The sequence below is a fragment of the Klebsiella sp. HMSC09D12 genome (assembly GCF_001808475.1).
Lineage (GTDB): Bacteria > Pseudomonadota > Gammaproteobacteria > Enterobacterales > Enterobacteriaceae > Klebsiella > Klebsiella oxytoca.
Genome location: NZ_KV793429.1, coordinates 20,613 through 43,664 on the forward strand (window position 1 = coordinate 20,613; position 23,052 = coordinate 43,664).

Genomic DNA, 23,052 nt, shown 5'->3' on the forward strand with positions numbered 1-23,052 from the left:
CTAAGCCACAGAGTTATTTTTTAAGAGGTATTGTGCTGTGAACATGAACGCAACAATCCTCGGCCAGGCCATCGCGTTTGTTATCTTCGTATGGTTCTGCATGAAGTATGTATGGCCGCCGTTAATGGCTGCCATCGAAAAGCGCCAGAAAGAAATTTCTGACGGTTTAGCTTCTGCAGAACGCGCTAAGAAAGATTTGGACCTTGCACAGGCCAACGCGACCGACCAGCTGAAAAAAGCGAAAGCGGAAGCCCAGGTAATCATCGAGCAGGCGAACAAGCGTCGCTCTCAGATTCTGGACGAAGCTAAAGCTGAAGCAGAACAGGAACGCACTAAAATCGTCGCACAGGCGCAGGCTGAAATCGATGCCGAACGTAAACGTGCTCGCGAGGAGCTGCGTAAGCAGGTCGCTATCCTGGCTGTTGCTGGCGCCGAGAAGATCATCGAACGTTCCGTGGATGAAGCTGCTAACAGCGACATCGTGGATAAACTTGTCGCTGAACTGTAAGGAGGGAGGGGCTGATGTCTGAATTTGTAACGGTAGCTCGCCCCTACGCCAAAGCAGCTTTTGACTTTGCCGTCGAACACCAAAGCGTAGAGCGCTGGCAGGATATGCTGGCGTTTGCCGCTGAAGTGACTAAAAACGAACAAATGGCAGAGCTACTCTCTGGCGCGCTGGCGCCGGAAACGCTCTCTGATGCGTTTATCGCGGTTTGTGGTGAGCAACTGGACGAAAACGGTCAAAACCTGATTCGGGTAATGGCTGAAAATGGTCGTCTGAATGCGCTCCCTGATGTTCTTGAGCAGTTCATTCACCTGCGCGCTGCCAGTGAGGCAACCGCAGAGGTAGAAGTTATTTCTGCCGCTCAGATGAGCGAAGAACAGCTTGCGAAAATCACCAGCGCGATGGAAAAACGTCTGTCACGCAAAGTTAAGCTGAATTGCAAAATCGATAAGTCTGTAATGGCAGGCGTTATCATCCGTGCGGGTGATATGGTCATTGATGGCAGCGTACGCGGCCGTCTTGAACGCCTTGCAGACGTCTTGCAGTCTTAAGGGGACTGGAGCATGCAACTGAATTCCACCGAAATCAGCGAACTGATCAAGCAGCGCATTGCTCAGTTCAATGTTGTGAGCGAGGCTCATAACGAAGGTACTATCGTTTCTGTAAGTGACGGTGTTATCCGCATTCACGGCCTGGCCGATTGTATGCAGGGTGAGATGATCGCTCTGCCGGGTAACCGTTACGCTATCGCACTGAACCTGGAGCGCGACTCCGTTGGTGCGGTTGTGATGGGTCCGTATGCTGACCTCGCCGAAGGCATGAAGGTTAAATGTACTGGCCGTATCCTTGAAGTTCCGGTTGGCCGCGGCCTGCTGGGACGTGTGGTTAACACCCTGGGTGCACCGATTGATGGTAAAGGTCCGCTGGAGCACGACGGCTTCTCTGCCGTTGAAGCTATCGCTCCGGGCGTAATCGAACGTCAGTCCGTCGATCAGCCGGTGCAGACCGGTTATAAATCCGTTGATGCCATGATCCCAATCGGTCGTGGTCAGCGTGAACTGATCATCGGCGACCGTCAGACCGGTAAAACCGCGCTGGCAATCGACGCCATCATCAACCAGCGTGATTCCGGCATCAAGTGCGTCTACGTGGCAATCGGCCAGAAAGCGTCCACCATTTCTAACGTGGTGCGTAAACTGGAAGAACACGGCGCGCTGTCTAACACCATCGTTGTGGTTGCAACCGCATCTGAATCCGCCGCGCTGCAATACCTGGCTCCGTATGCCGGTTGCGCAATGGGTGAATACTTCCGCGACCGCGGTGAAGATGCGCTGATCATTTATGATGACCTGTCTAAACAGGCCGTTGCTTACCGTCAGATTTCCCTGCTGCTCCGCCGTCCGCCTGGACGTGAAGCATTCCCGGGCGACGTATTCTACCTCCACTCTCGTCTGCTGGAGCGTGCTGCACGTGTTAACGTCGAATACGTTGAAGCTTTCACCAAAGGTGAAGTGAAAGGTAAAACCGGTTCTCTGACCGCTCTGCCGATTATCGAAACCCAGGCGGGTGACGTTTCTGCGTTCGTTCCGACCAACGTAATTTCTATTACCGATGGTCAGATCTTCCTGGAAACCAACCTGTTCAACTCCGGTATTCGTCCTGCGGTTAACCCGGGTATCTCCGTATCCCGTGTTGGTGGTGCAGCTCAGACCAAGATCATGAAGAAACTGTCCGGTGGTATTCGTACCGCGCTGGCACAGTATCGCGAACTGGCGGCGTTCTCGCAGTTTGCTTCTGACCTTGACGATGCAACCCGTAAGCAGCTGGACCACGGTCAGAAAGTAACTGAACTGCTGAAACAGAAACAGTATGCGCCGATGTCCGTTGCGCAGCAGTCTCTGGTTCTGTTCGCGGCAGAACGTGGTTATCTGGCGGATGTAGAGCTGGCGAAAATCGGTAGCTTTGAAGCCGCTCTGCTGGCTTACGTCGACCGTGATCACGCTCCGTTGATGCAAGAGATCAACCAGTCCGGTGGCTATAACGACGAAATCGAAGGCAAGCTGAAAGGCATCCTCGATTCCTTCAAAGCAACCCAATCCTGGTAAAGTCTGGCGGCTTGCTTTAGGGCAGGCCGCAAGGCATTGAGGAGAAGCTCATGGCCGGCGCAAAAGAGATACGTAGTAAGATCGCAAGCGTCCAGAACACGCAAAAGATCACTAAAGCGATGGAAATGGTCGCCGCTTCCAAAATGCGTAAATCGCAGGAGCGCATGGCAGCCAGCCGTCCTTATGCAGATACGATGCGCAAAGTGATCGGTCACCTTGCGAACGGTAATCTGGAATATAAGCACCCTTACCTGGAAGAACGCGACGTTAAACGCGTGGGCTACCTGGTGGTGTCTACCGACCGTGGTCTGTGTGGTGGCTTGAACATTAACCTGTTCAAAAAGCTGCTGGCGGAAATGAAAGCATGGTCCGATAAAGGCGTTCAGTGCGAACTCGCAATGATCGGCTCGAAGGGCGTGTCTTTCTTTAATTCCGTTAGCGGTAATGTTGTCGCCCAGGTGACAGGTATGGGGGATAACCCATCCCTGTCCGAACTGATCGGTCCGGTAAAAGTGATGTTGCAGGCCTACGATGAAGGCCGTCTGGACAAGCTGTATATTGTCAGCAACAAATTTATTAACACCATGTCTCAGGTTCCAACCATTACTCAGCTGCTGCCGTTACCGGCTTCAGAAGATGGTGAGTTGAAGCGTAAATCCTGGGATTACCTGTATGAACCCGATCCGAAAGCGCTGCTGGATACCCTGCTGCGTCGTTATGTGGAATCTCAGGTTTATCAGGGCGTGGTAGAAAACCTGGCCAGCGAGCAGGCCGCACGTATGGTGGCGATGAAAGCCGCGACCGACAATGGCGGCAGCCTGATTAAAGAGCTGCAGTTGGTATACAACAAAGCTCGTCAGGCCAGCATTACTCAGGAACTCACCGAGATCGTCGGTGGAGCATCCGCGGTATAACCAGGTTAATTCGTAGAGGATTCAAGATGGCTACTGGAAAAATTGTCCAGGTAATCGGCGCCGTGGTCGACGTCGAATTCCCTCAGGATGCCGTACCGCGCGTGTACGAGGCTCTTGAGGTACAAAATGGTAGTGAGAATCTGGTGCTGGAAGTTCAGCAGCAGCTCGGCGGCGGTATTGTTCGTACCATCGCCATGGGTTCTTCCGACGGTCTGCGTCGCGGTCTGGAAGTCAAAGACCTCGAGCATCCGATCGAAGTCCCGGTAGGTAAAGCAACGCTGGGTCGTATCATGAACGTACTGGGCCAACCGGTAGACATGAAAGGCGACATCGGCGAAGAAGAGCGTTGGGCGATTCACCGCGCAGCGCCTTCCTACGAAGAGTTGTCAAACTCTCAGGAACTGCTGGAAACCGGCATCAAAGTTATCGACCTGATGTGTCCGTTTGCGAAGGGCGGTAAAGTTGGTCTGTTCGGTGGTGCGGGTGTAGGTAAAACCGTAAACATGATGGAGCTGATCCGTAACATCGCGATCGAGCACTCCGGTTACTCCGTGTTTGCGGGCGTAGGTGAACGTACTCGTGAGGGTAACGACTTCTACCACGAAATGACCGACTCCAACGTTATCGATAAAGTATCCCTGGTGTATGGCCAGATGAACGAGCCGCCGGGAAACCGTCTGCGCGTTGCGCTGACCGGCCTGACCATGGCTGAGAAGTTCCGTGACGAAGGTCGTGACGTTCTGCTGTTCGTCGATAACATCTATCGTTACACTCTGGCCGGTACTGAAGTATCCGCACTGCTGGGTCGTATGCCTTCAGCGGTAGGTTACCAGCCGACTCTGGCGGAAGAGATGGGCGTTCTGCAGGAACGTATCACCTCCACCAAAACGGGTTCTATCACTTCCGTACAGGCGGTATACGTACCTGCGGATGACTTGACTGACCCGTCTCCAGCCACCACCTTTGCGCACCTTGACGCAACCGTGGTACTGAGCCGTCAGATCGCTTCTCTGGGGATTTACCCGGCAGTTGACCCGCTGGACTCCACCAGCCGTCAGCTGGATCCGCTGGTTGTTGGTCAGGAGCACTACGACACCGCTCGTGGCGTTCAGTCCATCCTGCAGCGTTATCAGGAACTGAAAGACATTATCGCCATCCTGGGTATGGATGAACTGTCTGAAGAAGATAAACTGGTGGTAGCTCGCGCACGTAAGATTCAGCGCTTCCTGTCCCAGCCGTTCTTCGTGGCAGAAGTATTTACCGGTTCTCCGGGCAAATACGTCTCCCTGAAAGACACCATCCGTGGCTTTAAAGGCATCATGGAAGGCGAATACGATCACCTGCCGGAGCAGGCGTTCTACATGGTCGGTTCTATCGACGAAGCCGTGGAAAAAGCCAAAAAACTTTAACGCCTTAATCGGAGGGTGATATGGCAATGACTTACCACCTGGACGTCGTCAGCGCAGAGAAACAAATGTTCTCTGGTCTGGTCGAGAAAATCCAGGTAACGGGTAGCGAAGGTGAACTGGGTATTTACCCGGGGCACGCGCCGCTGCTCACCGCCATTAAGCCTGGTATGATTCGCATCGTTAAGCAGCACGGTCACGAAGAATTTATCTACCTGTCAGGCGGCATTCTTGAAGTGCAGCCGGGTAGCACGACCGTTCTGGCTGATACGGCAATTCGTGGCCAGGATCTCGACGAAGCGCGAGCCCTGGAAGCGAAACGTAAGGCTGAAGAGCACATTAAGAGCTCTCATGGTGACGTGGATTACGCTCAGGCGTCCGCGGAACTGGCCAAAGCGATCGCTAAACTGCGCGTTATCGAGTTGACCAAAAAAGCGATGTAACACCGGCTTGAAAGTTAAAAAGCCAGTCTGGTTGCCAGGCTGGCTTTTTTTATGGCTTCGTTTCAGAAATAACAAAACTAAAAAGATGGTTTAAAAAATTTGTGATGAATGTCTCATTTTTGTTGATCGTTTGGAGAATGCAGCGTAGACTTTGTTTTGTGATGTAAGTCACAAAAAATGCATCATAAAACGTAATCACTATCCAGGAAGAGATCATGAAACTGCTTAATAAAATCGTCGCTTTCTTCAGTGCTATGAACGTAACCTTCGGTACGTTCAACCACTAAGAAGTCAACTTTCCAGGTTGTTTTTGCGCTGTACCGCTAACTAAAACGACAACACATGCGGTGTGAAACAGACAGAAAGTGAAAAGGTCGCCCCAGGGCGACCTTTATGTTTTTCACGTATAGCGGGGTTAATTACGGCTGAGGAAGTTACCGGTATTGAAGCTGCCGTCAGCCTCACGTATTAGCGGGTCAGGCAGCGCCAGAGTCTGGTAATCGGCGCTGTTAATGCTTTTTCCTTGAGCGTTGATGCTTTTACCAGCGTGGATAAAGTAGTTGCTATCGTCGATATTCCCGACAACGGCATCGTCATATTTCCCCGGCTGGCTACGTAAGGAAAGGTTCTCGCTGAACGTGCCCTGGGTTTCCGGCGCGCCGTATGGACTTGGGCGGAACAGGTAGTTAAAGCGCTGGTTATCCACCGCGACGTTGTTGACCACCACCAGCTTGCCGGGATTGAAGTTGTCGGTGAAACCGTCGAGATGGTTCCCGATGGCGATGCTGTTACGTACCTCATGAGCAACCGGCTGCCCTTCCCCGCCGAGCTTAAAACCGTTGCTGGTATTATTGCGGGCAATAGAGTTCTCGATCACCACAACGCCGTTTGCACCGTCCTCAATCTTATTAAACAGATCGAAACCGTCGTCGATGTTATCGTGCGAGTAACAGCCTTCCAGTCGGTTCCCCTCTCCTACGCGCATTTTTACGGCGAAGCCATCGGCGTTTATTTTTCCCGGATCTTCGTTGCTAAAGGATTCTGAATTCACCACCCGGTTATAGCTGGCCCACAGCGGGCGTCCTACATCCGCCGGTGAGGAAATTTGAATGCCGGTATCATCGTTACGATAAGCGGTGACGTTCTCAATCAGGTTATGGCTACCCTGTATGCGCAGGCTCTTATCCGTAATATCTACTCCAACGATATGCCAGTAGCTGGCATCCAGCAGTAGCCCGTGTATTACCGCTTTACCGGTGGCTTTCAGGGTCTTGGTTTTGTCTTTCAGGCCGCTGGCGCTCAGAGGGATGACGGTTTGCGGGTAGTCTCCGGCGGCTAATATAATTTCCCCGCCAGCGGGTACGAGCTCGACGGCGGAGGCTAAATCCAACGGCGACTCTGCCGTGCCTTTGGCCTGCGCTTGCCCCTCAGGTGCAGCATAGAGCGTATTGCCTGTGATATTGGCATTCTGTTCCACCGTCAGCGTCTGGGTCAGCGTTTTTGCGCTGGTGGTCGGCGTAAAGGTAACTTCGAACGTGCTTTTATCTTTCAGAACGGCAGGCTGGGTAAACATCTCACCGGCTTTCACGGCTTTATCCTGCCCGATCACCACTTCATCCTGGCGAACGGTTATGCGCCCGTCACTATTGGTACGCGCCTGTAGGATGTACTTTTTGTCCTGGCTTTTTGTTCCCGAGGCAATTTGCATGACCGGCGGCCAGCTTTTAGCGATGTACGGCGCAGAGGGAACAGTATTTGCCGCTGACGTGGTGAGCGAGGCGTTGCTGACGGTGATTTTAGCGTTACGAGAAGCAAAAAAACCGACGTAGTAATGTTCTTTATCCTGTTGAGCAATCAGATCGGCGTGAGGAACCTGCTGGCTTACCCATTTTTCACTGCCCGTCGCTGCCCAGGAAGTAATAAACCCGTCGTTGGTGCGTTCCAGCCTGAGCTGGAACGTCGGCGTTTGCTGTATATCGATTTTTTCTTTATAACTCTGACGCTTTATTGATGCCCCCGCATTGCCCCACGGTTGGGTTATCCCTTCCCGGCTGATAGCCTGCAGCTTAATATGCGAGTGATCTTTTTTATCCTGCGTCATAATGGCGTTCATCACCATATTGGACGCCGCCGGGAACTCTTCATAACCGACCTTCAGCGGCTGTTGACGCGGAACTCCTATTACATCGCGCACCAGCAGTCCTGCCCCTTCCTGTGCTGCCGGGCGAGCGCCATTTTCCGGGCCAAACTGATTGACGGTCACCGTTGCCTGCAGGATAAAATTCTGACTGGTCGGAAGTTGGGTATAAAAGAAGGTCAGTCCGTCGTGGGAGTTGGCAATTTTACCTCCCCGGCTTTCAATAGTAATGGGTTGGCTGAGATCGGCGACGTCCTGCGGCGTCAGTTTTTTACCGGCGATAGTGACATCATTGACGCCAATCTTTTCAGGCAGAACATTCGAGGAAAAATTGCTGTCCGTGGATTGCCCGAAGGCGATAGCGCGCCACTGAGGGCCTTCGTTGGCCTGCAGCGGTAGCGCGATCATCGTACTGCAAAGGGTTAATGCCAAAGGTATTTTGTTATTCATTCTTTTCTCCTGGGTAATTATTAATCGGCATTATCAGGAAAATGAAATGGTGTTTCTATTTATCACGTCACAATTAATGAATATTAAAACTGCGTTTTATTTTATGGTTTTTCTTTATTTACCCGCCAAAAAAACAGCAAAAGCAGAGGGATAGCCTGGCCACCCCCTCATAAAAATGATTTTTTTGCGCGAAACGGGTTTGCGCTGACTAAAAATAGCCCCCTAAAATGATGTATTGCGTGAAGCCTGCGCGTTTTATCTCCGTCTCGTTTCATGATGAAAAATATGTAGATATTTCAACGTGAAAGGCTTTTACTTTTCGTTCTAACAGCAGTCAGGATGCGTATGTCAAACAGTCCGATGAGCGTGGTGATTCTTGCCGCAGGCAAGGGTACCCGCATGTATTCCGATCTTCCCAAGGTGCTGCATTCGCTGGCCGGCAAGCCAATGGTTCAGCATGTCATTGATACGGCTAAAGAATTAGGTGCTTCCGCTGTCCATTTGGTCTACGGGCACGGCGGCGATCTCCTTCGCCAGACGCTGCACGAAGATAAGCTAAATTGGATCTTACAGGCTGAACAGCTGGGTACCGGCCACGCCATGCAGCAGGCGGCGCCGTTCTTCAAAGATGATGAAGATATCCTCATGCTGTACGGCGATGTACCGTTGATTTCCGTCGAAACATTAAAGCGCCTGCGAGAAGCGAAACCGCAGGGCGGCATCGGTTTGCTGACGGTGAAGCTGGACGATCCGACCGGCTATGGTCGCATTACGCGCCATAACGGCGCGGTAACCGGCATTGTTGAGCATAAAGACGCCAGCGAAGAGCAGCGTCGGATTCAGGAAATTAATACCGGAATTCTGGTCGCCAACGGGGCGGATCTCAAACGCTGGCTGGCTAAGCTGACCAATAATAACGTGCAGGGCGAATATTACATTACCGATATTATCGCCATGGCCTATGCCGAAGGTCGCGAAATCGCGGCAGTCCATCCTCAGCGCCTAAGCGAAGTGGAAGGCGTGAATAACCGGCTGCAGCTATCCCGCCTGGAACGCGTCTGGCAGTCTGAAAAGGCGGAGGAACTTCTGCTCGCAGGCGTAATGCTTCGCGATCCGGCGCGTTTTGACCTGCGCGGCGTGCTGAAACACGGGCGCGATGTCGAAATAGATACTAACGTTATTCTCGAGGGGCATGTTGTACTGGGCAATCGGGTGAAGATCGGCTCCGGCTGCGTGATCAAGAACAGTACCATTGGCGATGACTGCGAGATCAGTCCTTATACCGTAGTGGAAGATGCTCATCTTGAGGCAGCCTGTACTATCGGGCCGTTCGCACGGCTGCGCCCTGGCGCGGAGCTCCTGGAAGGCGCGCACGTCGGCAACTTTGTCGAAATTAAAAAGGCGCGTCTGGGGAGAGGCACGAAAGCCGGGCATCTTTCCTACCTCGGAGACGCTGAGATTGGCGATAACGTCAATATCGGCGCCGGCACCATCACCTGTAACTATGATGGCGCAAATAAACATAAAACGGTGATCGGCGATGACGTGTTTGTTGGTTCGGACAGCCAGCTGGTCGCTCCCGTGACCATCGGCAAGGGAGTCACCATTGCTGCAGGAACGACGGTAACGCGCAACGTTGCCGACGATGAGTTAGTTTTAAGCCGCGTGCCGCAGGTTCATAAACAGGGCTGGCAGCGCCCGGTGAAGAAGAAGTAACGCTTTTCTCTTTCGCCCTTTTGGGGGAAAGAGCGGGGTGAGGGGATAAAATAATCCTCCCCCCACGGCAGTGCCCATAAAAATAACCCCACTCTCTACAAGGCTCGGGGCGCCCGGAAAAACGGGTAAACAGGTTGACCGACAACGTATGGCATACAGCCAAAATCGGAATGAAAAACTATGTGTGGAATTGTTGGCGCAGTCGCGCAGCGTGATATTGCTGAAATCCTTCTCGAAGGTTTACGTCGTCTGGAATACCGCGGTTATGACTCCGCCGGTCTGGCAGTCGTCGATAACGAAGGTCATATGAACCGCGTTCGTCGCCTTGGGAAAGTCCAGATGCTGGCCCAGGCGTTGGAGGAACATCCGTTGCACGGTGGGACGGGAATTGCCCATACCCGCTGGGCGACGCACGGCGAACCCTCTGAAGGCAACGCGCATCCGCATGTTTCTGACCATATTGTGGTCGTGCATAACGGAATTATCGAGAACCATGAGCCGCTGCGCGAGCTGTTGCAGTCGCGGGGCTACGTTTTCGCCTCCGAGACTGACACCGAAGTTATTGCGCATCTGGTTCACTGGGAGCTGGAACAAGGCGGCACCCTGCGTGATGCTGTTCTGCGGACTATCCCGCAGCTTCGCGGCGCTTACGGTACCGTGATTATGGATTCCCGCGATCCGGGTACGCTGCTGGCCGCTCGTTCGGGCAGCCCGCTGGTTATTGGCCTGGGGATGGGAGAAAACTTCATTGCCTCCGATCAGCTGGCGCTCCTGCCGGTTACCCGCCGCTTTATCTTCCTCGAAGAGGGGGATATTGCGGAAGTCACCCGTCGTTCGGTCACTATCTTTGATAAATCCGGCGCCGAAGTGCTGCGCCCGGATATTGAATCCAGTCTGCAGTATGATGCAGGCGATAAAGGTATCTATCGCCACTATATGCAGAAAGAGATCTACGAGCAGCCGAACGCGATCAAAAATACCCTCTCCGGGCGCATTAGCCACGGTGAAGTTGATTTAAGCGAACTGGGCCCGCAGGCTAACGAGCTGCTGTCTCAGGTTGAGCATATTCAGATCATCGCCTGCGGTACCTCCTACAACTCAGGAATGGTTTCCCGTTACTGGTTTGAATCGCTGGCCGGTGTGCCGTGTGATGTCGAAATCGCTTCTGAGTTCCGCTATCGTAAATCGGCCGTGCGTCGCAATAGCCTGATGATCACCCTCTCGCAGTCCGGCGAAACGGCGGACACCCTCGCAGGTCTGCGCCTGTCTAAAGAGCTGGGCTATCTGGGCTCGCTGGCGATTTGTAACGTGCCGGGTTCATCACTGGTGCGGGAGTCCGATCTGGCGATGATGACCAATGCCGGGACGGAAATCGGCGTCGCTTCGACTAAAGCCTTCACTACGCAATTGACCGTTCTGCTGATGCTGGTGGCGAAACTGGCGCGTCTTAAGGGCCAGGATGCCGCGATTGAACACGATATCGTGCATGGCCTGCAGGCGCTGCCGAACCGCATTGAGCAGGTGCTCTCGCAGGACAAGCGCATTGAGGCGCTGGCTGAGAATTTCTCTGATAAACATCACGCGCTGTTCCTCGGACGTGGCGATCAGTACCCCATTGCCCTTGAAGGGGCGCTGAAGCTGAAAGAGATCTCCTATATTCACGCGGAAGCCTATGCCGCTGGCGAGCTGAAGCACGGTCCGCTGGCGCTGATTGATGCAGAAATGCCGGTGGTTGTGGTCGCGCCGAACAACGAACTGCTGGAAAAGCTGAAATCTAACATTGAAGAGGTTCGCGCCCGCGGCGGCCAGCTGTACGTCTTTGCTGACGGCGATGCGGGTTTCACCAGCAGCGATAATATGCACATCATTGAGATGCCGCACGTTGAAGAGGTGATCGCGCCAATCTTCTATACTGTACCGCTGCAGCTGCTGGCTTATCACGTCGCGCTGATCAAAGGAACTGACGTCGATCAGCCGCGTAACCTGGCGAAATCGGTGACCGTGGAATAACGGTTTTTACATCGTGACAGGGCTGCCATCCGGCAGCCCTTTTTATTTGCGGCGAACGGCGAGATCCCACCCGCTTTATGACAGTCTGTCATTTTTGCGACGCTTTTTTGCCGTCATAAAAATAAAATTTTTCGGCAATATTTTCCTCATTATCTTTATTAACAATATGATTTGTATTGTTTTTATTTATCGTAAAATCCCGCCTTTTGGCTTGTCATAAAACTGTAATAATTCGTACATTTTACTGTCACCTGTTTGTCCTATTTTGCTCACCATAGCTTCGAAACAATGGTTTACGAATCCAGCAGGAGACATTATGAACGTTATGCGTACCACCGTCGCAACAGTTGTCGCCGCGACCTTATCGATGAGTGCTTTCTCTGTTTTTGCAGCAGCAAGCCTGACTGGCGCTGGCGCAACTTTCCCCGCGCCGGTGTATGCCAAATGGGCAGATACCTATAACAAGGAAACGGGTAATAAAATCAATTACCAGGGTATCGGCTCCTCTGGCGGCGTAAAACAAATTACGGCCAACACCGTAGATTTCGGCGCCTCTGATGCCCCTCTGGCTGACGACAAACTGGCTCAGGAAGGTCTGTTCCAGTTCCCGACCGTGATCGGCGGCGTGGTGCTGGCGATCAACCTGCCTGGCGTGAAATCAGGCGAGCTGGTGCTTGACGGTAAAACGCTGGGTGATATCTACCTGGGCAAAATCAAAAAATGGGATGACGAAGCGATTGCTAAGCTCAACCCAGGTATGAAGCTGCCTTCTCAGAACATCGCGGTTGTTCGCCGTGCGGATGGCTCCGGCACCTCCTTCGTTTTCACCAGCTACCTGGCGAAGGTGAACGAAGAGTGGAAATCTAAAGTCGGCGCGGGTTCAACCGTTAACTGGCCGACCGGGCTGGGCGGTAAAGGCAACGACGGCATCGCCGCGTTCGTTCAGCGTCTGCCGGGCTCAATCGGCTACGTAGAATATGCCTACGCGAAACAGAACAACCTTGCTTATACCAAACTGCTGTCTGCCGATGGCAAGCCGGTGAGCCCGACGGAAGACAACTTCGCTAACGCGGCGAAAGAAATCGACTGGAGCAAATCCTTTGCACAGGATCTGACTAACCAGAAAGGTGACAATGCCTGGCCGATCACTTCTACCACCTTCATCCTGGTTCACAAGGCTTCCAACAAGCCAGAGCAAACCGCTGAAGTGCTGAAGTTCTTCGACTGGGCGTATAAGAACGGCGGTAAAGAAGCGAATGCGCTGGATTATGCCACCCTGCCGGATAGCGTGGTTGAGCAAGTTCGCGCAGCATGGAAGACCAACGTAAAGGACAGCAGCGGTAAAGCGCTGTACTAATACCCGTCTTACGTCGAGTTACAGGGACGATGGTAGCGCTTGTTCATCCCGGGAGCATAGATACGCTATGTGACCAGGGTGAACAAGCTTGCTACCTGCCTGCAGCTCGAATTATTTAGGGTATGGCATTACCTTTGCCAGAAAGATCAGTAAACTACGATTTTTTCTGGCCCGAAACTGAAGAGTAACGTATGGCTGCAACCAAGCCGGCATTTAACCCTCCGGGGAAAAAGGGTGACATAATTTTCAGCGTGCTGGTAAAACTGGCGGCGCTGATTGTGCTATTGATGCTTGGCGGCATCATCGTCTCCCTTATCATCTCGTCCTGGCCAAGCATTGAGAAATTTGGCTTTGCCTTTCTGTGGACCAAAGAGTGGGATGCGCCAAACCAGATTTTCGGCGCCCTGGTGCCCATTTACGGGACGCTGGTCACCTCATTTATCGCGCTGCTGATCGCCGTACCGGTGAGCTTCGGTATCGCGCTGTTCCTGACGGAACTTTCACCCGCCTGGCTGAAGCGCCCGCTGGGTATCGCTATTGAACTGCTGGCCGCCATCCCCAGTATCGTTTACGGCATGTGGGGTCTGTTTATTTTCGCCCCGCTGTTTGCGACTTACTTTCAGGAGCCGGTTGGCAACGTTTTGTCGACCATTCCGTTCGTTGGCGCGCTCTTTGCGGGTCCGGCGTTTGGTATCGGCATTCTGGCGGCCGGCGTCATTCTGGCCATCATGATCATTCCTTACATCGCTGCCGTTATGCGTGACGTTTTTGAACAGACGCCGGTAATGATGAAAGAGTCCGCATACGGTATCGGTTGTACAACATGGGAAGTTATCTGGCGTATCGTTCTGCCCTTTACCAAAAACGGCGTGATTGGCGGGGTGATGCTCGGACTGGGGCGCGCGCTGGGGGAAACCATGGCGGTAACCTTTATTATCGGCAACACCTACCAGCTCGATAGCGCTTCGCTGTATATGCCAGGTAACAGCATCACCTCCGCGCTGGCGAATGAGTTTGCCGAAGCGGAAACCGGACTGCACGTTGCAGCCTTGATGGAACTGGGTCTGATTCTGTTCGTTATCACCTTTATTGTTCTGGCCGCATCAAAGTTTATGATCATGCGCCTGGCTAAGAACGAGGGGGCACGCTAATGGCGACGATTGAATTACAAACCACCGCAGAGCTGGCGGAATCCCGTCGCAAAATGCAGGCGAAACGCCGCATGAAAAACCGCCTCGCCCTGACGCTATCGATGGCGACCATGGCGTTTGGCTTGTTCTGGCTTATCTGGATCCTGATGTCCACCGTCACTCGCGGCATCGACGGCATGAGCCTGGCGCTGTTTACCGAAATGACGCCGCCGCCTAATACGGCGGGCGGCGGTCTGGCGAACGCCCTGGCAGGTAGCGGATTGTTGATCCTGTGGTCGACGATTATCGGTACCCCTCTGGGCATTCTGGCGGGGATTTATCTGGCGGAATATGGCCGTAAATCCTGGCTGGCTGAAGTCATTCGTTTTATTAACGACATCCTGCTTTCCGCGCCGTCGATTGTGGTCGGTCTGTTTGTATACACCATCGTCGTTGCGCAAATGCAGCACTTTTCCGGCTGGGCGGGCGTGATTGCGCTGGCGCTGCTGCAGGTGCCTATCGTGATTCGTACTACTGAAAATATGCTGAAGCTGGTGCCGGATAGCCTGCGCGAAGCGGCCTATGCGCTCGGTACGCCAAAGTGGCGAATGATTTCTGCGATCACCCTGAAAGCATCGGTCTCCGGCATTATGACCGGTATCCTGCTGGCCATTGCCCGTATCGCCGGGGAAACGGCGCCGCTGCTGTTCACCGCGCTCTCCAATCAGTTCTGGAGCACCGACATGATGCAGCCGATCGCTAACCTGCCGGTAACGATTTTCAAATTTGCCATGAGTCCCTTTGCGGAGTGGCAGCAACTGGCATGGGCCGGGGTATTGATTATCACCCTGTGCGTATTGCTGCTGAACATTCTGGCGCGCGTTATTTTCGCGAAGAATAAACACGGTTAATTTTTGCGGCGCGGCGAAACGCGGCGTCGAACGAGGAAAAGAACGAGATGAGTATGGTGAATACGACCCCGGGTAAGCTTTCAGTTCGTAACCTGAACTTCTACTACGGAAAATTCCATGCCCTGAAAAACATCAACCTGGATATCACAAAAAACCAGGTGACGGCGTTTATCGGTCCGTCAGGCTGCGGTAAATCCACGCTGCTGCGTACGTTCAACAAAATGTTTGAGCTGTACCCGGAGCAGCGTGCAGAAGGTGAAATTCTGCTGGATGGCGATAATATTCTGACCAATACCCAGGATATCGCGCTGCTGCGTGCCAAAGTCGGCATGGTATTCCAGAAGCCGACGCCGTTCCCGATGTCTATCTATGACAATATCGCCTTTGGCGTGCGTCTGTTCGAGAAACTCTCCCGCGCGGATATGGACGAGCGAGTGCAGTGGGCTTTGACCAAAGCCGCATTATGGAATGAAACCAAAGATAAACTGCATCAGAGCGGATATTCTCTCTCCGGCGGTCAGCAGCAGCGTCTGTGTATCGCGCGCGGTATCGCTATTCGTCCGGAAGTGCTGCTGCTGGATGAGCCCTGTTCGGCGCTGGACCCGATCTCTACCGGGCGTATTGAAGAGCTGATCACCGAACTGAAACAGGATTACACCGTCGTTATCGTGACCCACAACATGCAGCAGGCCGCGCGTTGCTCCGACCATACGGCGTTTATGTATCTTGGCGAGCTGATTGAATTCAGCAACACGGACGATCTGTTTACCAAGCCCGCTAAGAAGCAAACTGAAGATTATATTACTGGCCGCTACGGTTGATTGCCCTTCTGCTTTCAGGCTCTAACCTATTGGGCAATCAGGAGATACCATGGATAACCTAAATCTTAATAAACATATTTCCGGCCAGTTCAATGCCGAACTGGAGTACATCCGCACCCAGGTCATGACCATGGGTGGGCTGGTGGAGCAGCAGCTTTCTGATGCTATCACCGCAATGCATAACCAGGACAGCGAACTGGCAAAGCGCGTTATCGACGGCGATAAGCAGGTCAATATGATGGAAGTGGCGATCGATGAAGCCTGCGTGCGCATCATCGCCAAGCGTCAGCCGACCGCCAGCGACCTGCGCCTGGTGATGGCGATTATCAAAACCATCGCCGAACTGGAACGTATCGGTGACGTTGCGGATAAAATCTGCCGCACAGCGCTGGAAAAATTCTCCCAGCAGCACCAGCCGCTGCTGGTGAGTCTGGAATCGCTGGGGCGCCATACCGTGCAGATGCTGCACGATGTGCTGGATGCTTTTGCCCGTATGGACCTTGATGAAGCGGTGCGGATTTATCGTGAAGATAAGAAAGTCGACCAGGAATATGAAGGCATCGTGCGCCAGCTGATGACCTATATGATGGAAGATTCGCGCACTATTCCCAGCGTCCTGACCGCGCTGTTCTGCGCCCGCTCGATTGAGCGTATTGGCGACCGCTGCCAGAATATCTGCGAATATATTTTCTACTTCGTTAAAGGTCAGGATTTCCGTCACGTTGGCGGCGACGAACTGGATAAACTGCTGGCGGGAAAAGATCCTAAAGAGTAATGAATCACAGAGACTAATTCTGATATAAGGATATATCAGAATTAGTTATGATTAATGCAGTGGCTATTTTTTTATTCGCAAAAATTGATGCGATTTTCATCACAAATAATAATTTCGCCAATTGTGGTTTGATTTTTATAGCGTAACAATGTGGTTCATTAATCGGGTGACTTGTCGTTACAGGGCCCGAATAAATACGCTGGATTGTTACTGCGTAAGCAGGCAAAACCTGACATCACCGTTAACCGGGTGATGTCAGGTTTTTTTTTGCCAAATAATCCACCCGCAGTAAATGAATGGGATTGTTACCGCCGTGCGGGCAAAACCTGAAGAAAATCGCCTCTGTTTTATACAGGGAGTTTTCTTCAGGTTTTTTTATGCGATGCAAGGATGTCTGAGAATACACCATGCCTTCACGCAGGTTGTTATTTTTTCGCGATATTCAATTGCACTCATGTTTATATAAAGGGAACTTATGTTTAAAAAAAATCTGATTACATCTGCCATACTTATTATGGCGCCGCTCGCTTATTCGACGCATGCTCTGGCGGAATCGCTAACGGTCGAACAGCGCCTTGAGCTTCTGGAAAAGGCGCTTAAAGATACGCAGTCCGAACTTAAAAAATATAAAGATGAAGAGAAAGCCAGAAATCAAATCTGGATCGCCAATACGCAGTCCGGTACCAACACACAACGTGCTTCTACGCAGGTTGCCAGCGCTCCCGCACCGGCCGGCGGCGCAGAAAAACCAGCCGCGGTTCTGGTGAAAAACGAACAGCCCGCGGCGAATGGCGAGTCCATTTATAGCTCGATGACAATGAAGGATTTCAGCAAGTTTGTGAAGGATGAAATTGGCTTCAGCTATAACGGCTATTACCGTTCCGGCTGGGGGACCGCATCTCATGGTTCACCAAAGTCCTGGGCGATTGGCTCGCTCGGTCGCTTCGGTAATGAATACTCTGGCTGGTTTGATTTACAGCTTAAGCAGCGGGTCTATCAGGAAGACAATAAGCGGGTTGATGCCATCGTGATGCTTGACGGTAACGTCGGGCAGCAGTATTCCTCCGGCTGGTTTGGCGATAACGCTGGCGGCGAGAACTATATGCAGTTCTCTGATATGTACGTAAATACCAAAGGTTTCCTGCCATTCGCACCGGAGGCGGATTTCTGGGTGGGTAAGCACGGCGCGCCGAAAATTGAAATCCAGATGCTGGACTGGAAAACGCAGAGAACCGATGCCGCAGCAGGCATTGGTCTTGAAAACTGGAAAGTGGGCGCGGGTAAATTTGATATCGCGCTGGTGCGCGAGGACGTCGATGACTACAACCGCACGTTGACCAAAAGCCAGCAAATTAACACCAATACTATTGATATTCGTTATAAAGAGATCCCTCTTTGGGATAAAGCATCACTGATGGTCAGCGGTCGTTATGTCGCGGCCAATCAGAGCTCATCTGAGAAATATAATGAAGGTAATAATGGATATTATGAATGGAAAGATACCTGGATGGCGGGAACGTCGTTAACGCAGAAGTTTGATAACGGCGGATTTAACGAATTTTCCTTCCTGCTGGCAAATAACTCCATCGCCAGCAGCTTCTCGCGCTACGCGGGATCCAGCCCGTATACCACCTTTAACGGCAGATACTATGGCGATCACACCAACGGCACCGCCGTTCGTTTGACCTCTCAGGGAGAAACCTATTTGAGTGATGACATCATTCTGGCGAACGCCATCGTTTACTCTTTTGGTAATGATGTCTACAGCTACGAGACCGGCGCGCACTCTGATTTTGAGTCTATTCGCGCCGTCGTGCGCCCGGCCTGGATTTGGGATAAATATAACCAGACCGGCGTTGAGCTGGGCTATTTCAAGCAGCAGAACAAAGATATCACCGGCAAGAAATATAACGAATCCGGCTACAAAACCACCCTGTTCCATACCTTTAAAGTGAATACCAGTATGCTGACCTCCCGCCCGGAAATTCGTTTCTATGCGACTTATATTAAAGCGCAGGATATCGACCTGGATAAGGCAGCCAACAGCAATACTCGCAGCATTTTTGAAGACGGTAAGAACGACCAGTTTGCCGTAGGCGCCCAGGCTGAAATCTGGTGGTAAGGCTGGTTCCGGTCAGGACAAATTCTCAAGAGGAATATCGATGAAACGACATGCTATTTACTTCGCTCTGGCGCTGGCAGGCGCTGCGTTTACCACTCATGCCGCGCCATTCCCGGCCACCCCGAGCGCGGCGATCCCGGTCAGCCAGTATATTACCCAGGTTAACGGCGATAAGAGCATTACCTTCCGCCTGTTTGCCCCGGATGCAAAACGGGTATCCGTGGTAACGGGGGCAACGCCGGATACCTTCGTCTCCCATGATATGACCAAAGACGAGCAGGGGATCTGGACATGGAAAAGCGAAACGATGACCCCGAACCTTTACGAATATTATTTCGATGTCGACGGATTCCGTTCTGTCGATACCGGTAGCCGCTATCAAAAACCGCAGCGACAGGTGAATACCAGCCTGATTCTGGTTCCCGGCAGCATTCTTGACGATCGCGCGGTGGCTCACGGCGAGCTACGAACTCTGACCTATCACTCAAAGGCCCTGAATTCTGAGCGTCGCGCCTACGTGTGGACGCCGCCAGGCTATACCGGTAGCGGCGAGCCGCTGCCGGTGCTCTACTTCTATCACGGTTTTGGCGACAGCGGCCTGTCGGCTATCGATCAGGGACGTATCCCGCAAATCATGGATAACCTGCTGGCGGAAGGCAAAATCAAGCCCATGCTGGTAGTGGTGCCGGATACCGAAACCGATATTCCTGAAGCGGTTGCGGAAAACTTCCCGCCGCAGGAGCGGCGTAAAACCTTCTATCCGCTGAATGCGAAAGCGGCTGATAAAGAGCTGATGAACGATATTATTCCGCTGATTGATGAGCGCTTTAACGTGCGTAAAGACGCGGATGGCCGGGCGCTTGCCGGGCTGTCGCAGGGCGGTTATCAGGCGTTGGTCTCCGGAATGAACCATCTGGAGAGCTTCGGCTGGCTGGCAACCTTCAGCGGCGTAACGACAACGACGGTACCGGATGCCGGCGTTGAAGCACAGCTAAACCAGCCGCAGGCGATCAACAAGCAGCTGCGTAACTTTACCGTCGTCGTGGGTGAGAAAGACGTGGTCACCGGTAAAGATATCGCCGGCCTGAAAGCGGAGCTGGAGAAGCAGAAAATCAACTTTGATTACCATGAGTATCCGGGCCTCAACCATGAAATGGACGTCTGGCGCCCGGCCTACGCCGAGTTCGTTCAGAAGTTGTTCAAATAAAATTAAGGGGCCAGTTTGCTGGCTCCTTATCTTCAATACCTTGAGGGAGACAATATGAAATTAATCGTGACGGAAGATTATGCGGAGATGAGCCTGGTCGCCAGCCATCACGTTCTGGGCTATATCACCGCGCCGCGCAGGGTGAATCTGGCGGTGACGGCAGGCAGTACGCCGAAAAAAATGTATGAATATCTGACGGCCGCGATTAAAGGTAAACCGTTCTATTCTCAAGTCCATTATTACAACTTTGACGAGATCCCATTTCGTGGACAGGATCGTGAAGGCGTGACCATTTCCAATTTGCGCAATCTGTTTTTCACTCCCGCTCAGATCCCGGAAGAGAACATTCACAAGCTCAGCCATGAAAATTTTATGCATCACGACCAGAGGTTACAGGAAGAAGGGGGCCTCGATCTGATGGTGATGGGCCTCGGCGCCGACGGCCATTTTTGCGGTAACTTGCCGAATACCACGCGCTTCCACGATGCGACGGTGGAAGTCCCTATCGTCGGAGATATGGTGGGGCTTGTCGCTCACGGCGAAATGGGCGGCGACTTCTCTGCGGTGCCGGATAGCTACGTCACGATGGGGCCGAAAAGCGTTATGGCGGCGAAAAACCTGCTGCTTATCGTCAGCGGCGCCGCAAAGGCGCGGGCGCTACAAGAGGTGATTGAAGGCGAAGTCAGCGAGCGGGTTCCGGCATCAGTGCTGAAACTGCATCCATCCCTGGTGATAGTGGCTGATAAAGCGGCGGCTGCGGAATTGAGACAACCGTAATCCACTTTCAGCGTAGCGCAGGCGGGACGCGCCCTGATAGCGCTACGCTCCGGGTTTATCGCGTTATATTCCAGCCGCGCGCTTGCCATAGTTCAGGTAGCTCTTCCAGGCGGGTAAAGGTCGTCACCTTCGGATGGTCGATCGGCTTATTATGCGGATCGGCGCAGAAGTAGAACACCTCCATTCCGGCGGCAATCCCTGACTGCGCGCCTGCGCTGGAATCATCAACCAGAATGCAGTTTTCGACGTTAACGTTCATCGCTTTTGCGGCATGCAGCATCAGGGCCGGATCGGGCTTCCAGCGCTGAATATCATAGCCGCTGTAAAGACGCTCGGGAAAATGGTGCAGCATTCCGGTTTTACCCAGAGAGTGCTGCATTTTGCTCACCGGACCGTTGGAGACCACGCACATCGGCACGCTGACCGCGTCCAGTAGCGCCTGGGCGCCAGAGATGACTTCCAGTTCGCTATCAAACAGGCGGGCGACTTCATCGCGGTACACCGGCTCAAGGGTCGCCTTATCCAGATTAACGCCGTACTCCGCGTTAATGGTGTCGATAATCTCGTACAGCTTTACGCCCTTGAAGCGCTTAAAAATCTCCTCTAAATCCAGCGTAATGCCGAATTCCCTGAACATGTGAACGTAGGCGCGGGAGCAGATCACCTCGCTGTCGACCAGCGTGCCGTCACAGTCGAAAAATACTGCTTCTGGTTGGGTCATGTCGTTTCCATTTTAATAAGTTAACGTTTTCGTCTTGCTGATTTGTGAGACGCAATCGTTGCCGTATAAGCAAAATCGATGAAAAAAAGTATCTCACAACCGCCCTTATTGTCGCATTTTGGTATAGGATAGCGACGAATTTTCCCTCCTTTGTTCGGAAACCGATAATGAGTCAACAACAAACCAGCCAGTCTTCTGGCCAGGGTCTGCTGGAGCGCGTGTTCAAACTGCGTGAACACGGCACGACGGCACGCACCGAAGCGATTGCAGGTTTCACCACCTTTCTGACGATGGTGTACATCGTTTTCGTTAACCCACAGATCCTCGGCGTGGCGGGTATGGATACCAGCGCCGTTTTCGTCACAACCTGTCTGATTGCTGCATTCGGCAGCATCATGATGGGGCTGTTCGCGAACCTTCCGGTGGCCCTGGCGCCGGCGATGGGGCTAAACGCCTTCTTTGCTTTTGTCGTGGTACAGGCGATGGGCTTGCCCTGGCAGGTCGGGATGGGCGCGATTTTCTGGGGCGCCGTTGGCCTGCTCCTGCTGACGATTTTCCGCGTGCGCTACTGGATGATTGCGAATATCCCGGTTAGCCTGCGTATTGGTATCACCAGCGGTATCGGCCTGTTTATCGGTATGATGGGCCTGAAAAACGCGGGCGTTATCGTCGCCAACCCGGAAACCCTGGTGAGTATCGGCAACCTGACGTCTCACAGCGTGCTGCTGGGTATTCTTGGCTTCTTTATTATTGCTATTCTGGCTTCCCGCAACATCCACGCGGCGGTGCTGGTTTCTATCGTGGTCACCACTTTGCTGGGCTGGATGCTGGGTGACGTTCACTACAGCGGCATCGTTTCCATGCCGCCGAGCGTAACGACGGTCATTGGCCATGTTGACCTGGCAGGTTCGCTGAATCTTGGCCTGGCAGGAGTGATCTTCTCGTTTATGCTGGTGAACCTGTTCGACTCCTCCGGCACCCTGATCGGCGTAACCGACAAGGCCGGCCTGGCCGATGCTAAGGGCAAGTTCCCGCGTATGAAGCAGGCGCTGTTTGTCGATAGCGTATCCTCCGTTGCGGGGTCTTTTATCGGTACCTCTTCCGTCACTGCCTATATTGAATCTTCCTCTGGGGTTTCCGTGGGCGGCCGTACCGGCTTAACCGCCGTGGTGGTGGGCATTTTGTTCCTGCTGGTGATCTTCCTGTCGCCGCTGGCGGGCATGGTCCCTCCTTATGCCGCAGCCGGCGCGCTGATTTACGTTGGCGTCCTGATGACGTCCAGCCTGGCGCGCGTGAAGTGGGATGATTTAACCGAATCCGTTCCTGCGTTTATTACCGCCGTGATGATGCCGTTTAGCTTCTCCATTACAGAAGGTATTGCCTTAGGCTTTATCTCTTATTGCGTGATGAAGATTGGCACCGGCCGGCTGCGCGATCTCAGCCCGTGCGTTATTGTAGTTTCACTGCTGTTCGTGCTGAAGATTGTGTTTATTGACGCGAAATAAACAGTAAGCCCTTTTCTGTGAAAAGGGCTTTAGCGTTTAC

19 protein-coding genes are annotated in these 23,052 nt (G+C 52.8%); 17 read left to right on the forward strand and 2 right to left on the reverse strand.

From position 1 onward, the window contains the following. Positions 1-37: 37 nt before the first annotated feature. From atpF to HMPREF3178_RS06305, 6 genes are read left to right on the forward strand one after another with little or no spacing between them, the layout of a single operon-like run. Entirely contained in the window at positions 38-508 is a 471-nt protein-coding gene (atpF, locus tag HMPREF3178_RS06280; RefSeq protein ID WP_004107293.1) for a F0F1 ATP synthase subunit B, read from the forward strand. Positions 509-522: 14 nt separating this feature from the next. Next, entirely contained in the window at positions 523-1,056 is a 534-nt protein-coding gene (gene atpH / locus HMPREF3178_RS06285; RefSeq protein ID WP_004107287.1) for a F0F1 ATP synthase subunit delta, read from the forward strand. 12 nt (positions 1,057-1,068) lie between these two features. Next, complete coding sequence (gene atpA / locus HMPREF3178_RS06290) at positions 1,069-2,610, forward strand: F0F1 ATP synthase subunit alpha (RefSeq protein ID WP_004107281.1); 1,542 nt, start codon at positions 1,069-1,071, stop codon at positions 2,608-2,610. 50 nt (positions 2,611-2,660) lie between these two features. Continuing rightward, positions 2,661-3,524: a F0F1 ATP synthase subunit gamma gene (atpG, locus tag HMPREF3178_RS06295; RefSeq protein WP_004107278.1), complete on the forward strand. Its 864-nt coding sequence runs from the start codon at positions 2,661-2,663 to the stop codon at positions 3,522-3,524. Positions 3,525-3,550: 26 nt separating this feature from the next. Further along, positions 3,551-4,933: a F0F1 ATP synthase subunit beta gene (atpD, locus tag HMPREF3178_RS06300; protein ID WP_004107276.1), complete on the forward strand. Its 1,383-nt coding sequence runs from the start codon at positions 3,551-3,553 to the stop codon at positions 4,931-4,933. 20 nt (positions 4,934-4,953) lie between these two features. Continuing rightward, positions 4,954-5,373 (forward strand): F0F1 ATP synthase subunit epsilon, encoded by a 420-nt coding sequence (locus HMPREF3178_RS06305; protein ID WP_004107274.1) that lies wholly within the window; start codon positions 4,954-4,956, stop codon positions 5,371-5,373. Positions 5,374-5,788: 415 nt separating this feature from the next. Here the strand turns inward: HMPREF3178_RS06305 and HMPREF3178_RS06310 are convergent, their stop codons facing one another. Then, entirely contained in the window at positions 5,789-7,960 is a 2,172-nt protein-coding gene (locus HMPREF3178_RS06310; RefSeq protein WP_017145192.1) for a right-handed parallel beta-helix repeat-containing protein, read from the reverse strand. Between the two features lie 345 nt (positions 7,961-8,305). Between HMPREF3178_RS06310 and glmU the strand changes: the two genes are divergently transcribed. From glmU to HMPREF3178_RS06360, 10 genes are all read left to right on the forward strand, one after another. Further along, the gene (gene glmU / locus HMPREF3178_RS06315; RefSeq protein ID WP_004107268.1) at positions 8,306-9,676 is read left to right on the forward strand and encodes a bifunctional UDP-N-acetylglucosamine diphosphorylase/glucosamine-1-phosphate N-acetyltransferase GlmU; all 1,371 of its coding nucleotides are present in this window, start codon (positions 8,306-8,308) and stop codon (positions 9,674-9,676) included. A gap of 180 nt (positions 9,677-9,856) precedes the next feature. After that, complete coding sequence (gene glmS / locus HMPREF3178_RS06320) at positions 9,857-11,686, forward strand: glutamine--fructose-6-phosphate transaminase (isomerizing) (RefSeq protein ID WP_004107265.1); 1,830 nt, start codon at positions 9,857-9,859, stop codon at positions 11,684-11,686. A 316-nt stretch (positions 11,687-12,002) separates the two neighbouring features. Then, positions 12,003-13,043: a phosphate ABC transporter substrate-binding protein PstS gene (pstS, locus tag HMPREF3178_RS06325; protein WP_004107263.1), complete on the forward strand. Its 1,041-nt coding sequence runs from the start codon at positions 12,003-12,005 to the stop codon at positions 13,041-13,043. Positions 13,044-13,234: 191 nt separating this feature from the next. Further along, complete coding sequence (gene pstC, locus HMPREF3178_RS06330; RefSeq protein WP_004107261.1) at positions 13,235-14,194, forward strand: phosphate ABC transporter permease PstC; 960 nt, start codon at positions 13,235-13,237, stop codon at positions 14,192-14,194. Further along, a complete protein-coding gene (gene pstA, locus HMPREF3178_RS06335) occupies positions 14,194-15,084 on the forward strand; it encodes a phosphate ABC transporter permease PstA (protein ID WP_017145194.1) in 891 nt (296 codons plus the stop codon). Before pstC ends, pstA begins: the two co-directional genes overlap by 1 nt. 47 nt (positions 15,085-15,131) lie before the next feature. Next, positions 15,132-15,905, forward strand: coding sequence for a phosphate ABC transporter ATP-binding protein PstB (pstB, locus tag HMPREF3178_RS06340; RefSeq protein ID WP_004107254.1), 774 nt, complete (start codon positions 15,132-15,134; stop codon positions 15,903-15,905). Between the two features lie 49 nt (positions 15,906-15,954). Further along, positions 15,955-16,680 (forward strand): phosphate signaling complex protein PhoU, encoded by a 726-nt coding sequence (gene phoU, locus HMPREF3178_RS06345; protein ID WP_004107251.1) that lies wholly within the window; start codon positions 15,955-15,957, stop codon positions 16,678-16,680. Between the two features lie 475 nt (positions 16,681-17,155). Beyond that, positions 17,156-18,802 carry a carbohydrate porin gene (locus tag HMPREF3178_RS06350; RefSeq protein WP_004107248.1) on the forward strand — a complete coding sequence of 549 codons (1,647 nt, stop codon included), beginning with the start codon at positions 17,156-17,158 and terminating at the stop codon, positions 18,800-18,802. A gap of 40 nt (positions 18,803-18,842) precedes the next feature. Next, a complete protein-coding gene (locus HMPREF3178_RS06355) occupies positions 18,843-20,009 on the forward strand; it encodes an esterase (RefSeq protein ID WP_004107245.1) in 1,167 nt (388 codons plus the stop codon). 54 nt (positions 20,010-20,063) lie between these two features. Then, positions 20,064-20,786, forward strand: coding sequence for a glucosamine-6-phosphate deaminase (locus HMPREF3178_RS06360; protein WP_004107241.1), 723 nt, complete (start codon positions 20,064-20,066; stop codon positions 20,784-20,786). Between the two features lie 55 nt (positions 20,787-20,841). Here the strand turns inward: HMPREF3178_RS06360 and yieH are convergent, their stop codons facing one another. After that, on the reverse strand, positions 20,842-21,507 hold the full coding sequence (yieH, locus tag HMPREF3178_RS06365) for a 6-phosphogluconate phosphatase (RefSeq protein WP_004107237.1): 666 nt from the start codon (positions 21,505-21,507) through the stop codon (positions 20,842-20,844). A gap of 167 nt (positions 21,508-21,674) precedes the next feature. Here yieH and adeP point away from each other — a divergent pair, with 167 nt between their 5' ends. Further along, a complete protein-coding gene (gene adeP / locus HMPREF3178_RS06370) occupies positions 21,675-23,012 on the forward strand; it encodes an adenine permease AdeP (RefSeq protein WP_004116723.1) in 1,338 nt (445 codons plus the stop codon). Positions 23,013-23,052 lie beyond the last annotated feature (40 nt).

What these genes read in the sequence shown, in the direction of transcription:
- adeP (WP_004116723.1), top strand. Translation starts at nt 21,675, where the DNA reads ATGAGTCAACAACAAACCAGCCAGTCTTCTGGCCAGGGTCTGCTGGAG.
- pstS (WP_004107263.1), top strand. Translation starts at nt 12,003, where the DNA reads ATGAACGTTATGCGTACCACCGTCGCAACAGTTGTCGCCGCGACCTTA.
- HMPREF3178_RS06360 (WP_004107241.1), top strand. Translation starts at nt 20,064, where the DNA reads ATGAAATTAATCGTGACGGAAGATTATGCGGAGATGAGCCTGGTCGCC.
- pstA (WP_017145194.1), top strand. Translation starts at nt 14,194, where the DNA reads ATGGCGACGATTGAATTACAAACCACCGCAGAGCTGGCGGAATCCCGT.
- pstC (WP_004107261.1), top strand. Translation starts at nt 13,235, where the DNA reads ATGGCTGCAACCAAGCCGGCATTTAACCCTCCGGGGAAAAAGGGTGAC.
- HMPREF3178_RS06305 (WP_004107274.1), top strand. Translation starts at nt 4,954, where the DNA reads ATGGCAATGACTTACCACCTGGACGTCGTCAGCGCAGAGAAACAAATG.
- atpH (WP_004107287.1), top strand. Translation starts at nt 523, where the DNA reads ATGTCTGAATTTGTAACGGTAGCTCGCCCCTACGCCAAAGCAGCTTTT.
- atpG (WP_004107278.1), top strand. Translation starts at nt 2,661, where the DNA reads ATGGCCGGCGCAAAAGAGATACGTAGTAAGATCGCAAGCGTCCAGAAC.
- glmU (WP_004107268.1), top strand. Translation starts at nt 8,306, where the DNA reads ATGTCAAACAGTCCGATGAGCGTGGTGATTCTTGCCGCAGGCAAGGGT.
- phoU (WP_004107251.1), top strand. Translation starts at nt 15,955, where the DNA reads ATGGATAACCTAAATCTTAATAAACATATTTCCGGCCAGTTCAATGCC.
- pstB (WP_004107254.1), top strand. Translation starts at nt 15,132, where the DNA reads ATGAGTATGGTGAATACGACCCCGGGTAAGCTTTCAGTTCGTAACCTG.
- glmS (WP_004107265.1), top strand. Translation starts at nt 9,857, where the DNA reads ATGTGTGGAATTGTTGGCGCAGTCGCGCAGCGTGATATTGCTGAAATC.
- HMPREF3178_RS06355 (WP_004107245.1), top strand. Translation starts at nt 18,843, where the DNA reads ATGAAACGACATGCTATTTACTTCGCTCTGGCGCTGGCAGGCGCTGCG.
- atpA (WP_004107281.1), top strand. Translation starts at nt 1,069, where the DNA reads ATGCAACTGAATTCCACCGAAATCAGCGAACTGATCAAGCAGCGCATT.
- yieH (WP_004107237.1), bottom strand. Translation starts at nt 21,507, where the DNA reads ATGACCCAACCAGAAGCAGTATTTTTCGACTGTGACGGCACGCTGGTC.
- atpD (WP_004107276.1), top strand. Translation starts at nt 3,551, where the DNA reads ATGGCTACTGGAAAAATTGTCCAGGTAATCGGCGCCGTGGTCGACGTC.
- HMPREF3178_RS06310 (WP_017145192.1), bottom strand. Translation starts at nt 7,960, where the DNA reads ATGAATAACAAAATACCTTTGGCATTAACCCTTTGCAGTACGATGATC.
- HMPREF3178_RS06350 (WP_004107248.1), top strand. Translation starts at nt 17,156, where the DNA reads ATGTTTAAAAAAAATCTGATTACATCTGCCATACTTATTATGGCGCCG.